Raw genomic sequence first — 13,761 nt, 5'->3', positions numbered from 1 at the left:
GACAGTCTCAGAGACGCTCACACATAAAAAGAGTCCGGAGATCTCGTCTCCAGCCTCTTGAAAGCAACGGTCAAACAACCAGCCTTTCAAGGCTGGCTTTTGAGCGTGAGGGTCAGGGGATGAGAATGGACCAGGCAAATGCTGAGCCAATTCCGATCCAGACCGCTGCCAGGAGCTGGCGATTGCGTTCTCCCAGCCAGCCTTGAAGCTCCCGTGACAAGGATGTAGCAGCCAAGAGCAGTGCCCCTTGAGCTACCAGCAAACCAAGGCCATAGGCCAGAAGAGGCGTGGGTTCGGCCCCCACGATGGTTCCACCCAGCAGGTAGCCGTGCAGAGCAATCGCCGGCAACAGCGTGATCAAGGGCAACCTCCCCAAAATCACAAGACCTTCAAGCACGAGGGTTAGCGATACAGCGGCCTCAGCCCACGGCGTAAGACTCTCGGAGAGGGGCACAACTTGCGCCACTCCGCTACCGATCAGCCCAAGAGCCAACATCGGCAGCAGCCAACGACGGGGTCGTTCCCAGCTCACAAGGGCGATCGCCACAAGAAAGAGCAGATGGTCTGGGCCCAGAAGCGGGTGACCGATTCCACTCAGCAAGCCCTGCAGCCAAGTCATCTGGCCGCCTTCAGGCATGGCAAAGGGATGATGGGCCAGGGCTGGAGATCCAGCCATGGCCAAGGTCAAACCACCTAGCAGCACTGAAAGAGCTGGTCTGAGCTGTTTGATTGATGAATTCAAAAATCGATCCTCGTCGAACAAACACGGCGGGCGTTCTGACTGACGACCAACCTGAAAATCAGGACGGGTCGCTTCACAGTTGCGGGACAGTGCTGGACTTTCACCAGACTTTCCCCGTTTCCTCCAGCAGCTGATCACCACCGGAACCGAGTACTCCTTTATAGCGAAGCCCGCTTTGAATCAAACCAATCGGGAACATGCGATCGCGCTGTTGTCAGCGACAGCCGTGCAGCCTGGCCTTGTGATCCCCATCACCCATCACCAAACACCAGCCGTGGTCGAGAAGGAATGTTGGCGATCCTCTTTTTATGAAAATAGGGTGGCATGTGGCTTCGGTCTTGATTATTTAAAAGAACACTGATTTGTTATGAATTCATTGAAAATAAGCCCAACCTATGCTTTAATTAATTTAGTGGAGAAGGTGAGTAATTATGCTTGCAGTTAATTGGTTTGGAACGTTTGCTCTAATCGTCTTGATCGCTGGGATGACATGGATTTCCTACGCGGAGACCCATCAAGCCTGCCAACTGGGAAATCACGATAAGCATTAATACTTGCGTTCGAATTTCACTTCGTCTTTTAATTCCGTTCCCGGTTCAAGATGTTTGGTGATGCAGGTCGTGACGCAGACGCCATCGTAAAGCCCACAACTTGTGACGCATTCAAGGTAAGCGTCTACCGCTTCCCATCGTTCTGTGATTGATTCACAGTCGTGTTCATTTTTAAATGCCCTCATCATTTTAATCCGGCTGAGAAATGATTACAACGGTTTTTATTTGATGGCAAGTTAATGATTGCGAAATAAATAGTTCCTAGGACTTTGTGCTTAGTGGATTACTTTCTCTGTTCTTTGAGGTCCTACTGCTTAATCCGGGCCCTAAATGTTGCTTGAAGCGTCATCTGAGCCTGAATCTCTCAAATTGCCTGCTTGAAGCCCTTGGCTTTGAATGCGATTGGCGAGTGATCATCTTGGTCATGGCAAAAGACCAGCGCTCATTGGTCGAAGCGCATAAAAATGGGAGGTCTCTCACTCCTCCCATGGTGTCTTGTTTTGACCTCTTGATGATCGGCCCAACAAGCCATGCAGATACGACTGAAGCTTCAGCAAACTCCTTCCAAATGTGTCTGAGGCCAGGCCTCCATAAAAAAGACGGTCGTATTCTCCGTCGACCGTCTTACGGATAGGGGTTCCCCAACACCCGACCCGTGTCAATACAAGCGAGTGACGGGACTGATGTCGCTAGAGATACATACCCATTTTTATTTAGAAGGCATAAAAAAAGAGCGGTCCTCCCGACTGCCCTTTTCAGCGAGCATCCAGCACCGCTTCCTCCCTAATCATGGCGGCGGAGTTTGCTGTTGTCCTCACGCTGTGCCCCTTTGCGGACACAAAAAAGGAGGGCGTCTAACCCCTCCCATAAAGGCTCTCCGTTCCACCGAAGCCCCTCGTTACAAACTGTAATGGTTGTCTCTCTTTTGAGGAAGGGCGGTTCTCCTCCCTGGCAGCCGTAACACCATCAAGCCGCTAAAGAATCGCTCAGAAGCGAGCGCGTCCAACCCAGTTTCCGCTCAATCTCCTGGATCATCGCTCCGGCGAGATCCTTTTCAGTAGCGGTTTCGATGCCCTCCAACCCAGGGCTGGAGTTCACCTCCAGCAACAAGGGACCTCGTTCCGAGCGGATGATGTCGACCCCAGCGACATCCAGACCGAGTGCCCTGGTTGCTGCAACGGCAAGCTTGCGCTCTTCAGGTCGGACTCGCACAGCTTGAGCCGAACCCCCCTGATGGATGTTCGAACGAAAATCTCCAACGGCAGCCGTGCGCTCAATGGCCGAAATGAGTTTGCCGCCGATCACAAAACAGCGCAGATCCTTCCCTCCTGCCTCCTTGATGAATTCCTGCACCAGCAGGTTGGCGTTGAGGCTTTTCATGGCATTGATCACACTCTCAGCTGCCTTTTGTGTCTCGGCAAGAACGACTCCACGGCCCTGGGCTCCCTCCAACAGCTTGAGGATCAGTGGTGCTCCACCAACCATCTTGATCAGATCTTTGGTGTCTAAGGGGGAACTGGCAAAGCCAGTCACAGGCATGCTCAAGCCATGGCGTACGAAGAGCTGAGACGCCCGTAGTTTGTCGCGAGAGCGCTTGATCGGTTCCGCGGCATTCAGCACGCGGATGCCCATGGCCTCGAATTGTCGGGTAATCGCACAGCCGTAAAAAGTGACACTGGGGCGAATGCGTGGGATCACTGCATCGATCCTCTCCACGACATTTCCGCCTCGATAGTGAATCTCGGGATTCTGCGGATCGAGGCGCACATAACACTGTTTGATATTGAGGAATTCCATTCGATGCCCCCTTTCCTCGCCGGCTTCCAGAAGTCGACGGTTGCTGTACAGCTGCGGGTCTGAAGCCAAGAGAGCAATGCGCAAACCGTTTCGTTCGGTTCGCAACGGGGATACATCTCTTCCAGTTGAGCCGACGGAACCTCCCCGAGTTGAAGGCTCCCCTCTGGATCCACCAAGACCCTCCCCACCATGGCCTGACGCCCCAGCAGCATCCGGTACCCCATGGCATCCCGGTTGGACAGGGTTAATTCGATGGGCCAACTCTGTTCACCGAGCACCAATTGCTCGCGAATCACATAGCGGGTTTCTGTGATGCCACTGGTGTTGCGGACACCGCGCTGCTCCAGCACAGGAGCCTCATGGCGAACCACCACCGAACGGTCGTTTTGAAGGGGGTGCACTTCAAAACTGATCCAGCACTCCCCATCGCGTTGAAACGGCACGATGTTGAAGGCATGAAGGGAGGACGTAGCGGCACCAGAATCAACCCGCGCTTTGATTGCAGGGAGTCCGATTTCGGGCAGGGCACACCACTCCTCACTGCCAACGATGAGTTTTCTGGTCAAGGCCGCTAACGGTCCTTATCGATAGAGAGCCTTGAACATGAAGACCAATCTTCAGTTTGCATTCAGCCCTGGCTGACGGGAATTTGCTGGGCTTCAGAAACCAGCCCTAACGAAGATGAAAAAGCCCGATAATTTCATCCCCAACCTCTACGACAACTCCAAACGTTGATGCGTTTCCTAGCTCTTGCGTCGACCGCAATCGCAGTTTGCACAACACCGTCGGTCCTCGCACAAGACCATCGTCATCACCATGGCCATCACGGGCATGAGATGCACCAACCGGATCCCACAAAACAAGAGGATGCTCCAGGGCAGACGTCCAGTGGTCATGACCATCACAGCCATGCACACAACAACCATGGAATAGGCCCTGCGGGGAGCACGTTTGACCTTCGCTTCATCGACGGAATGGTGGAACACCACACCGGCGCTCTGCGCATGAGCGAATACGTCTTCAACATCGGCGCCCCTGGGGTAGGCGCTTTAGCAAACAGCATCTGGGACGAACAGGCCCGTGAAATCAAAGCGATGCGTCAGTGGCGCAAGGCTTGGTATCCGGATGCTCCGATTTATCCAGTTGTGCTTCGCCTAAATGGCGATCCCAATGCGATGAGCGATCTGGTGCGCATGAGCCCAGAGGTGATCGCTGCTATGCGCATGTCAGGCACAAAGCCCACACGCAAGAACAGAGTGCAGTGGTTTCTTGAAGGGATGATCGAGCATCACGGTGGTGCCCTTCAAATGGCCCACGAAGCGCGCAAAAACTCCACGAATCCAACGATCCTTCGACTCGCTCGCGAAATTATCGTGGCTCAACGCAGGGAAATTATTGAGCTGCGAAAGATGTTGCAAAGTGGCGGGATTGATAAACCCGCTTACCACCAGTTCGACGCTCTCTTTGCTCTTTGACCAGCATGCGGAACTCACATCTGCAACCTATGAAAATTAAATCATGGGTTGCATCATCAGATTCTTCTTCGCTAACGGAAATTTCTTAGTGAGCAAAGTGGACAAAACCTTCGGCTACGTGCGTGATGATGACGGCGCCTTGCGCATTGTTCTGCATCACTCTTTCACCCCATTCTCTGGCAATTGATGATCAGAGAGCGGTCATCGTCTTCAACGGTGTGAGTGTTCAACGTTCCTGTGCGATTGAACGGAAAGCTCCCTAGAAGTTCAAGAACGATTGATGGGCCGGAGTTCGACAACTCCGCCCATTTTTCGTGCGGTTAGTTGTCAGAAGACCTTTTCCATGCCTGCTCATGGCAAGGATCAAATGGCCTATGAAGCGCTACGCCAGCCATTGATCGGCATCCATGATCTTTTTAATCAGCAAGCCCAGGCGTTTGAACTCGGCGAAGTTCAGCTCGCTCACCGCCTGATCGAGTCCGCAATCCACCCACTCGCCATCGCGCTTCTCGTAGATGGTGAAGTCTTGCTCGAGCGTGTCGCGGCGGATGCTGTAGGTGATGCCGTCCTCATGCGAGAAATCGGCGGATTGGAGCTGCAGGCCCATCGTTGTGCATTTGATCGATCGAGTCATGCTGATGCATGGCTATCACCCTTGGCCCCCTCACTACAAGCCAAAATGAAGTCAAGCGAAGGTCACTGATCGGGGCCTGACGTTTGCTGTCTGACCAATAGATCTTTGCGACGCATCCCCGAAACTCCCCTTTAGATCTGTTGACCCTTGCCTCTTCTATGGCTTCACAAGCGGTGTCGTACTGGCTTCTCCCAGGTCGTGAAGCGCAGGCAGCGTTGGATCAACTTTCTTCTTTGGCTTGCAAACGGATCCAGGCAGGGGTCCAGGTCTGTACGTTGCCTCCGCACATCACGCTCTACAGCGAGCATCTCGATGGAGACCATGGTGTGAGCCAGGAGCAGGTCATTGCTCGACTTCAACAGCTCGCCGAGGACTGCAAACCTGTATGCCTTTGGCCCAAAGCCATTGAAGCAACGTCAATGTTGACGCAGAGTCTTGTGCTGCGCTTCAGCGCCGAGGCCAGGGAGATTTTGTATCCCTACTTTCTGCAGTTGCGTTTCAGCTCTCCTGCTGAGCTCGGCTACCGGCTTGATCCGCACCTCAGTTTGCTGTATTGCCAAGATTTTCTCGACTTAAGGCGCGAGCTCGCTAGGGAATTACCACGTCCAGAAGATCCACTGCTGTTTGAGGCCGTCAGCGCGGTCAAACACCCTCTCATCATCAGCAGTTCTGCTGACATTGCAGCTTGCACCACCATCCATGCCTGTTCGTTGTCTTGATTCCAATGAACAGGATTCCGATGAACAGGATTCCGATGAACAGGATTCTGTTGGTTAATCCATTGGTCTTACCCTGGCAGGACCTGTCGGTACCCCTTGTGTTCAAGAACTCTCAGAGGAGTCTTGAATAGATTGCTCAGTTTGCTGTCTAAAAGTAATTGGGTTGGAGTTCCATCGTCGCAGATTCTTCCCTCTTTGATGAATAAAATCCTGCTCATTTCTGGAATAATCGTGTCAATACGATGCGTAATCACGAGGAGTGTTGTGCCTTGATTGCAGAGGTCTCTCATGGTGGCGAGGAGTTGATGACATGCTTTGAGATCCAGTGCTCTGCAGGGTTCATCCAGAACTAACACTTTGGGCGAATGCACCAGTGCTCGAGCAATCATGAGCCGTCGTCGTTGGCCATCTGATAATTGTCCGAAGGGTGTCTCCGCAAAGGCTCCTAAATCAAGTTGCTCCATGATGGATTGACTTTTAGCGAGTTGTGATTGGTTTGGGTTCTGATCACGCCCTAAACGTGTGGCTCCAAAAAAACCACTTAAAATAAGCTCTTTCGCACAAATATGCGGCAAAAATCGATGCTCTAATTCACTCGTTGCAATGCCGATGGACGAGCGGAGTTGCCAAATGTTAATGGTGCTTTTCCCAAACAGTTTAAGGTGTGAACTTGGCTTGACAAGCGGGTAAACACTGCGATTGATTAGATTGACGAGTGTGCTTTTGCCAGCACCATTTGGTCCTAATAGTGTTGTTGATTCGCCTAATTTGAGTTTTAAGCTGAGATCATGAATCACAGCTCGACCACCGAGCAAGGCTTCTACATGATTGGCGTCAAACCATATGTCATTCATTGTTCAGATTCGAGGCACCTTGCAGGTATAGCAAGGGAGATAAATAATAGCTAGGACTGTATCCTCAATCTAAATCATACTCTGATCGGCGCATTGAGTTGCTTATAGACCGCAAACTACATCCTTGAACGATGCCGCTAGGATTAACGGTTTAGCTTCTGTCTTCAATGATGTTTTCAGATGTCATCATCGTTATCAGCTTGGATCATGAATTATTTTTTTAGAATTGAGCCTGTATTACTGTAAATAAAATCACAAAAGAGTGTGTTATCTATCCGGTTGGAAGTTAGAATAAATCTCTAATGCCTGGCGATCACGATGAAGCTTTTGAAAAGCTTGATTCTCTTGACTCCCACTGTTTTATCTCTCGCCGTTTCAAGTCCTCTCTCTGCATCAAGCCTCCAACAGGGCTTGAAGTTGGTCAATAATATTGGGATGCAGGCAGGAAAACTCTACTGTTCTGGTCGTTCCGCTGAAGAATCGTTTGAGAAGGGAACGATGATTGGAATGGCTGAGACGAGTTTGTCGATCGATGAAATCAACAAGCTAGATTTTGAGGATGATGCGTACTCTATACCTATGATTGAGACCATGTTTTCATACACCATTGATAATTTCCCTGGTCGTGCAAAAGGTTTATTCGCAGTATCACTGAGATGGAATAAACTAAAATACGCCCAATGATGTATTAACGCACGTTTAGAGGTTTTTTTGTAATGGCATGAGTGCTGCTAGTAAGCATGATTGGGGCTGAAGGGGATGTTCGTTTTATCTAAATAGTACAAATTGAACCCTTAAACGATATTCCGTATCAAAAGGTGCATTCTTAATTATTTCTACCGTTAACAGGCGTGTGATTCCTGACAGAAGCAGTGCTTTCTCTCTTATCTTCTCATTAATTAAAAGCCTCTCATGTCATCCAATCACCTCTCAAGCCTTAAGTGGAGCGATGAAGGTGAGCTTTCGCCACAAGACACTTGGAATCTGGTAACAAAGCTAACCAAAACGGAGGACCAGGCAAAGGCCTCAAATCTTCTTCATCTGTCATCAAAGCATTCCCATGCCAAGAAAAAGAAAAAAGATAAGGTGTAGATGCTGATCTTCTAGCTTTCCTGCAATCGATGAATACCTGAATAAATTTTTAAATACCATTCTTTGATTAAAATTTACTGTCTCAATCTCTTCTTTGGTTCTAACAAATTATATTGGAGTAGCAAAATTGCCTGTATTCTGCTCTTGTGTTCCGGCTCATTAGGCAACACCACCTTTCAGCCACGTTCATAAATCGATCCTTGATGTTTTCATTGATGGTATATTTTCTCTGGATGCCGAATAGATTCTTGTCGTTTATTTTTAATTCTTGAAAAAAGTGCTTGATCTAAATGAGAAGAATTAAAGGACCTAATGTCCTAGCTTCAGCCGAACAGCGCTGCATCATAAAAAAGAACGGCCGATTTCTCCAGACCGTCCCTTTCTAGTGAAGCGTTGGCTCCCCAGCATTGGCTTCATAACCACGATGGCGAAACAATCGGCAATTGTCCCTAGTGATACATACTCAATTTTTCTCATAAAAAAAGAACAGTCTACCTCTGCTGACTGTTCTTTTCAGCGATCACAGTCGTGAATCGCCTTGTTCTTAAGCTGGCAACCAATCAAACCGATGTCTGTAGAGATATCTGCTCATTTATTGAGCCTCAAGAATTGCACGCATCACGGCCTTTTGCGGCGGCAACCCTCTGTTTCTCCATCCTTGGCATGTGGTGGGGCATAGAACCGACCCCCGCAAGCCTGACGGTAGGCTTTTTCTATCCTTAGTTTTTGCTTGGCTAACGACGAGCCCACTTTCTCCAATTGCAAGAACAGCCACCCAATCAGAAGTGGCCATCCAGTCCTAGCGACGGCTGCTTACAACTTCATGCTGAACACGCCCCACGATGTAAGCAGGTGCTTACAGAATTCAATTGCTTGATGCGTGCTAACAAAGAAGGATCTTGAGCTGTTGCTTTGCAAGTATCCGGTCGATTTCTAGCTGAGCCGTTTGAACTCGACCACCCGCTGCGAGCGGGGTTGAGCCGTGATCCATCCGCAGTGGCTGTTCATGATCTCAACCGCAGCATGAGCTGGGTTGACCTTGAGGAGTCTTGCAATGCCCTGGCAAGGCGTTATCTCAACCTTGGTCTTCGCCCGGGTGACCGAATTGCTTCCCTGATGCCTAATAGTTTGGAGCTGTTGATTCACTATTTATCGGGCTTGCGCTGTGGTCTTGTTTTAACGCCCCTGAATTATCGCTATACCGTTCCTGAAATCAACCATGCCCTTGAGGTCAGTGGTGCTCGATGTCTTTTGCATCACTGCGAACGTCAGAGTGATGTTGATGCCAGCAATGCCCCAAGGGCTTGTGAGCTTGGATGCATCAGGGCGAATGACGCTGGATTTCTTGGAGAGCTCAGCGCTGAGCTGAGCGAAAACTTGGGAGACCTTCCCCCTTTCCAAACAGAGCATGATCCTGACCAGCCTTGCTTTCTGTTTTTCACCTCAGGAAGCACTGGAAAACCGAAGGGTGTCACCCACACCCGCAAAAGCTTGGGCTGGATGTTCTCTTCTGTTGCAGAGGTCACGGGCTTGAAGCCTGGCGAGCAATTCCTTGCTGGTAGTTCGTTATCCCATATCGCTTCATCGACGTTTGCCTTGTCTGCGTTGTGCCGTGGTGCCTCTGTGTTGGTCCCGAACAATCTCAGTTGCCACTGCCTTGAAACCTTGCTTCGCCAGCACCATCCCCAGGTCGTCATGGCCTTACCTGTCACGCTCTTTAGCCTTGTGCGCGATGAACGTCTCCAACGCAGCGACTTTTCATCGGTTCGGCTTTGCATCAGTGGTGGAGACAAGGTGAACCATCAGTTGCATGTGGAGTTTGAACAGGCCACAGGTCAGCGCATTGATGAGTGCTACGGCATGAGCGAGATTGGCTTTGCAAGCCTCTCCCCGATTGAAGCTGAAAATCGGATTGGGTCTGTTGGTCAGATGTGTCCTGGGTTTGAAGGTTGCATTCGCTCAGCCGATGGACGAGAGCTGAGCAGTGGTGAGGAGGGGGTTCTCTGGGTGAAGTCGCCCACCTTGACGGTCGGATATTGGAATAATCCTGCGGCTACGGCAGAAACCATTCAGGAGGGTTGGTTGAATACTGGTGACGCCATGCGTCTTGATGATGATGGTTACCTCTGGTTCTGCGGACGCCGAAAACAAATCATTGTTCACGATGGATCGAATATTTGTCCCCAAGATGTGGAGGAAGCCTTGATGGAGCATCCCGCTGTGGATCAGGCAGGTGTGATCGGAATTGAAGACGACGTGCATGGACAAAATGTGCATGCTTATGTGTCCTTCAAAACAGGATGTTCAGTGCCCACCATTCCAGACTTAATCTCCTTTGCCCGTGATCGCGTGGGGTATAAGGCGCCGGAAGTCTTGCAGGTTCTTCCCTCCCTTCCCCTGAATTCTGTGGGAAAAATCAACCGCGTGGCTCTTCATTCTCTTGTCTCTAAGCATTAAGACTCAGACCTTGCAACCATTCTTTAATGGTTCAACGTCTGTCTGAAGGAATCAATAAGAGGGGTCAAATATCTTCTGCTCTCTAAGATTGATTGGTAAGGAGTGTCTTAAGTCTATAAAGGAGAAATAAAAACACTCCTATCCTTCATGAGCTCTCGAAATGGATTTGTTATGAGCCCGATGTAACCATCGTTTTAAATGCCTCATTGCCCGACTCATCGGCCAGCTCTGTCAACAGTGCTTTGCTGTCTTCACCAAGATTTTCAAGGGTCTTCGCCGTATAGTCATAGTTATCAAAAATGGTTTCTACCGACCAGATATAATCATTTTCAATGGCATAGCTACAAATACTTTTTACAACTTCGTCTTGAGTGGCCCTAATTCCTTTGTCCCACAAGTCTTTAACGATGAAGTCCACCGTAACGGTTCCTTCAAGCATTGGGTCGAGATCAAACGCCAGTACACAGCCGAGTTCATTGAAGGTTTCAACCCAGGCACTGTTGGTTTCTAGGCAGCCCTTGATAATGGAATGAGCCTCTTGTTTTGTGGTCACTTGAAACCAGTCAGATCATTTATTAATAATGCATCAACCCAGACTTTGCCTTGATGTTTCAGAAATATTTTGTTTGCAATGTCTGACAAATCCATCCAAGGCGGAGACAATGCGATCAAGACTTGGATCTTGATGCCGTAAACCTAGTTCGTAGGACCAACTCTTGGAGCCTCACTGTCAAGGTTTTGATGAAAGTTTGTGTTTCATGACAGGGAAGATCCTTCCTCTGCATCAGGATTGATTTGGATTGTTGGAATATTTAGATCTGAGAAATTTGTAATCATTTTAGGTTTGGCTGTATGGCCGCCCTCCTCAACGGTTTTTGGCTGAATCCATCAGAAAAGATCGAGGATGAGCTAGAGCTACTGAGGAGAGAGCAACGCGTCATGACTGCAGCGACACTGACCTCACTCCCCTTGCAGAGCTGCGGTTTTGAGCGTTTTGGCACTGCGATCATCCCGGTGGATGACATGACACCCCATCGCGACACCGACGCCAAGCTCAAATTTGAGGGGTCTGACCTGCGCTATTACGTCATGCGTGTACGTCAACGACCGGCGGTGTTGGCGAGCATGACCCGCCATCAGCGGGCCACCCAGTGTTTAGGTTCAGCCGATGCTCAGCCTTGGTGGTTGGCCGTAGCCGCTCCAGCGCTCCAACCTGAACAGCTCTGTGCTGCATCCGTGCAATTGGTGGAGGTCCTTCCGGGTGAAGCTGTGCAGCTTCATCTGGGCACTTGGCATGCTGGGCCATTTTTTCAGGCGCCAACGGCCTTGTTTTACAACCTGGAGCTGGGAGATACCAATCTCACCGATCATAATTTTCATGCTCTTGCTGCTCCCATCAGCCTGAAGTTGGATTGATTCATTTCCTCCAGGAACCGAGTCCCAGTTGCAGTCGATCTGCTACTGATGATCCTCTGGTAAGCGATTGAAGCGAATGAGCACCACCAATGGCTTGCGTCCGCTTCCCTGCAGAACGGGTCCGTTGATCGGGGTGCGCGAATCCATCGCCTACCTGAGGGATCCTGATGGGTTTATCGCTGAACGCCATCAACAATTTGGTCCTGTGTTTGGAACAACCCTCTTCTTTCGACCGACGGCTGTGTTGGGTGGTCCTGAAGCGGTGGAGCAATTCATTCGTCTCGAGAGCAGCATCAGTGAAAGCGCCTTACCTCCTGCCTTCACCGCACTGCATACCGCCGATGGTGCCTTAAATCAGGCTGGTGAGAAACATCGTTCCACGCGGCGTGGTTATGCCGCCCTTTTCAGCCCAAGCAATCTGGAGTCGTACCTCCCTGGGATCAACCGCAGCATGGTGCGGTTCACTGCCGACATTGCTCAGCGAGGAAGCACCTCCATAGCCCTGGAGGCAAAGCATCTTTGTCTCAATCTCTATGCCGAACTCTTTGCTGGTGAATCGTTAACAACAAAGGAGATCGAAGCCTTTATTTCTTACAACGATGCACTTTTAAGTCTGAGCAAGCAGCTTCCATCCTTTCGTCGGGGAGAGAAGGCGCTAGCTGAGCTTCAACAGAGCATGCACGGGCGCCTGGAAAAACATCGACGCGGTGAACTGGATGGGGCTTGTTTCAGGATTTTTACTGACAATCTCGATGAACATGGCCAGCCATGGAGCGACGAGCGCATAGCGACCGCCACGGTGTTGATGGTTTGGGGGGCCTACATCGAAGTTGCCTCCCTTATGGCCAGTTGTTTGATTCAAACAAGACAGCGTCCTGATGTGAGAGATCGGATTCTCAAGGAAGCCGCGATTCACAATTTGGAGAACCCTGCCAGCTCTAGCCACCTCGCTGCATGGGATCTTCCCTTCGTTCAGGGAGTGCTGCGCGAATCGCTTCGATTAATCCCTCCGGCCGGAGGTGGTTTCAGGTTGACCTCTGAGGACATTGAGGTTTCCGGTTACAGGATTCCTGCTGGCACCGTCGTGACGGCCGACCCGCGGATCGGAAACAGCATGTCGGCACTGTTTCCGGAGCCTCAGTCGTTCACTCCAGAACGCTGGATGCGTGACCTCGACGTCAACAACAACCTCAATCCGACCCGTGGATGCCCTTTTGCAGGCAGTGCCCTGCGCCTGCCCAAAGAGGGTTGGTTCCCTGGGGGGATCGGCAAACATGGTTGCCCAGGCTTGCCATTGGCTGAGCTCAGCGTGAGGGTGTTTTTGGTGCGCTGGATGCAAACGATTCAGAATTGGGAGGGTGCTTCAGAGCAGACCGCAGCGATTCCTTACACCCTTGTTCCGATTCGAATTCCCACAGATGCCTATCGCTTGAACGTTGTATCTTCACGCTAGCCGTTGTCATTCAGAGACTCTTGTTGAATGGTTTTGTTTGTTTGATACCAGAATATTTTGTAGCGTATGTACTGATTAAATTCTTGGCCTATGAGAGATTAGATGTTGTCTCATTGTGAGTATGGCCAAGCTACGCCTGTTCATTTATGCCGCCACCGCATTCGCTGGAGTGGCTTGGCCTTGGTATTGCATCTACCAGTTTATTCAAGAAACGGAAGCTTTAGGCCTAACCGACCCCCTTGCAATTGTTGACCTGTTTTCTCAAGGCGTTTGGGCGAATGCTTCCGCCGGTTTCATCGCGGCCGACCTGACTCTCGTTCTGATAGCTGCCTTTGCATTCATGGTTGCTGAGGCGATGAGGCTTCAGATGAAATATTGGTATCTTTACTTTGTCGCTACTTTTGGAATTTCCTTCGCCTTTTCATTCGGACTCTTTATGTTTAATAGGGAGCGTAATTTAATGCGTTCGTCCCATGTATCAGGTTAGCCATCGGTTTTAATTTTCTCCCCTAGCTGGTTGTTTACGCCTCTGCTCACGGAGGCAGGAAAGGTGCCTTGTCTCCGCTTTGTC

At 50.3% G+C, this 13,761-nt stretch carries 12 protein-coding genes, 1 pseudogene and 1 riboswitch; of the genes and pseudogenes, 7 read left to right on the top strand and 6 right to left on the bottom strand.

The genetic code is table 11. The features are described from left to right. Nucleotides 1–112: 112 nt before the first annotated feature. The 3 genes and pseudogenes from SYN8016DRAFT_RS02650 to SYN8016DRAFT_RS15605 all read right to left on the bottom strand — a co-directional run. Nucleotides 113–742 (bottom strand): HupE/UreJ family protein, encoded by a 630-nt coding sequence (locus tag SYN8016DRAFT_RS02650; protein ID WP_253909767.1) that lies wholly within the window; start codon nt 740–742, stop codon nt 113–115. A 7-nt stretch (nt 743–749) separates the two neighbouring features. Then, nucleotides 750–908: riboswitch (cobalamin riboswitch) on the bottom strand. Between the two features lie 1,351 nt (nt 909–2,259). Next, nucleotides 2,260–3,174, bottom strand: a complete 915-nt coding sequence (rimK, locus tag SYN8016DRAFT_RS02635; protein WP_216725567.1) for a 30S ribosomal protein S6--L-glutamate ligase — start codon at nt 3,172–3,174, stop codon at nt 2,260–2,262. A 137-nt stretch (nt 3,175–3,311) separates the two neighbouring features. Beyond that, nucleotides 3,312–3,656, bottom strand: a pseudogene (locus tag SYN8016DRAFT_RS15605) (ATP-dependent zinc protease); the annotation flags it as partial. A gap of 168 nt (nt 3,657–3,824) precedes the next feature. On the opposite strand from SYN8016DRAFT_RS15605, the gene SYN8016DRAFT_RS02630 reads away from it, so the two are divergent. Then, on the top strand, nt 3,825–4,565 hold the full coding sequence (locus tag SYN8016DRAFT_RS02630; protein ID WP_006852689.1) for a DUF305 domain-containing protein: 741 nt from the start codon (nt 3,825–3,827) through the stop codon (nt 4,563–4,565). A gap of 382 nt (nt 4,566–4,947) precedes the next feature. Here SYN8016DRAFT_RS02630 and SYN8016DRAFT_RS02625 read toward each other — a convergent pair whose 3' ends face one another. Beyond that, the gene (locus tag SYN8016DRAFT_RS02625; protein WP_038013185.1) at nt 4,948–5,172 is read right to left on the bottom strand and encodes a hypothetical protein; all 225 of its coding nucleotides are present in this window, start codon (nt 5,170–5,172) and stop codon (nt 4,948–4,950) included. 185 nt (nt 5,173–5,357) lie between these two features. On the opposite strand from SYN8016DRAFT_RS02625, the gene SYN8016DRAFT_RS02620 reads away from it, so the two are divergent. Next, a complete protein-coding gene (locus SYN8016DRAFT_RS02620) occupies nt 5,358–5,918 on the top strand; it encodes a hypothetical protein (RefSeq protein WP_006852686.1) in 561 nt (186 codons plus the stop codon). Between the two features lie 68 nt (nt 5,919–5,986). On the opposite strand, the gene SYN8016DRAFT_RS02615 is transcribed toward SYN8016DRAFT_RS02620, so the two are convergent. Further along, complete coding sequence (locus tag SYN8016DRAFT_RS02615; RefSeq protein WP_006852685.1) at nt 5,987–6,772, bottom strand: ABC transporter ATP-binding protein; 786 nt, start codon at nt 6,770–6,772, stop codon at nt 5,987–5,989. 345 nt (nt 6,773–7,117) lie between these two features. Here SYN8016DRAFT_RS02615 and SYN8016DRAFT_RS02610 point away from each other — a divergent pair, with 345 nt between their 5' ends. After that, nucleotides 7,118–7,456: a hypothetical protein gene (locus tag SYN8016DRAFT_RS02610; RefSeq protein WP_141561322.1), complete on the top strand. Its 339-nt coding sequence runs from the start codon at nt 7,118–7,120 to the stop codon at nt 7,454–7,456. A 1,320-nt stretch (nt 7,457–8,776) separates the two neighbouring features. Beyond that, the gene (locus SYN8016DRAFT_RS02600) at nt 8,777–10,321 is read left to right on the top strand and encodes a class I adenylate-forming enzyme family protein (protein ID WP_038013177.1); all 1,545 of its coding nucleotides are present in this window, start codon (nt 8,777–8,779) and stop codon (nt 10,319–10,321) included. A 169-nt stretch (nt 10,322–10,490) separates the two neighbouring features. Here SYN8016DRAFT_RS02600 and SYN8016DRAFT_RS02595 read toward each other — a convergent pair whose 3' ends face one another. Continuing rightward, nucleotides 10,491–10,874: a hypothetical protein gene (locus SYN8016DRAFT_RS02595; RefSeq protein ID WP_006852682.1), complete on the bottom strand. Its 384-nt coding sequence runs from the start codon at nt 10,872–10,874 to the stop codon at nt 10,491–10,493. Between the two features lie 386 nt (nt 10,875–11,260). Between SYN8016DRAFT_RS02595 and SYN8016DRAFT_RS02590 the strand changes: the two genes are divergently transcribed. The 3 genes from SYN8016DRAFT_RS02590 to SYN8016DRAFT_RS02580 all read left to right on the top strand — a co-directional run bounded on the left by SYN8016DRAFT_RS02590 (nt 11,261) and on the right by SYN8016DRAFT_RS02580 (nt 13,677). Further along, nucleotides 11,261–11,737 carry an ureidoglycolate lyase gene (locus tag SYN8016DRAFT_RS02590; protein ID WP_038013672.1) on the top strand — a complete coding sequence of 159 codons (477 nt, stop codon included), beginning with the start codon at nt 11,261–11,263 and terminating at the stop codon, nt 11,735–11,737. Between the two features lie 76 nt (nt 11,738–11,813). Beyond that, the gene (locus tag SYN8016DRAFT_RS02585) at nt 11,814–13,190 is read left to right on the top strand and encodes a cytochrome P450 (RefSeq protein ID WP_006852680.1); all 1,377 of its coding nucleotides are present in this window, start codon (nt 11,814–11,816) and stop codon (nt 13,188–13,190) included. Nucleotides 13,191–13,311: 121 nt separating this feature from the next. Then, nucleotides 13,312–13,677, top strand: coding sequence for a DUF2834 domain-containing protein (locus SYN8016DRAFT_RS02580; protein ID WP_006852679.1), 366 nt, complete (start codon nt 13,312–13,314; stop codon nt 13,675–13,677). Nucleotides 13,678–13,761: the final 84 nt, after the last annotated feature.

Source organism: Synechococcus sp. WH 8016, from assembly GCF_000230675.1.
In the GTDB taxonomy this organism is placed as follows: domain Bacteria; phylum Cyanobacteriota; class Cyanobacteriia; order PCC-6307; family Cyanobiaceae; genus Synechococcus_C.
The sequence above is the reverse complement of the archived record's forward strand: the minus strand, read 5'-3'. Positions and strand labels throughout refer to the sequence as shown.

Bases quoted from the DNA above. Each gene is read 5' to 3' on its own strand.
- SYN8016DRAFT_RS02630 (WP_006852689.1), top strand. From the start codon at position 3,825: ATGCGTTTCCTAGCTCTTGCGTCGACCGCAATCGCAGTTTGCACAACA.
- SYN8016DRAFT_RS02590 (WP_038013672.1), top strand. From the start codon at position 11,261: ATGACTGCAGCGACACTGACCTCACTCCCCTTGCAGAGCTGCGGTTTT.
- SYN8016DRAFT_RS02585 (WP_006852680.1), top strand. From the start codon at position 11,814: ATGAGCACCACCAATGGCTTGCGTCCGCTTCCCTGCAGAACGGGTCCG.
- SYN8016DRAFT_RS02620 (WP_006852686.1), top strand. From the start codon at position 5,358: ATGGCTTCACAAGCGGTGTCGTACTGGCTTCTCCCAGGTCGTGAAGCG.
- SYN8016DRAFT_RS02615 (WP_006852685.1), bottom strand. From the start codon at position 6,772: ATGAATGACATATGGTTTGACGCCAATCATGTAGAAGCCTTGCTCGGT.
- SYN8016DRAFT_RS02625 (WP_038013185.1), bottom strand. From the start codon at position 5,172: ATGGGCCTGCAGCTCCAATCCGCCGATTTCTCGCATGAGGACGGCATC.
- SYN8016DRAFT_RS02580 (WP_006852679.1), top strand. From the start codon at position 13,312: ATGGCCAAGCTACGCCTGTTCATTTATGCCGCCACCGCATTCGCTGGA.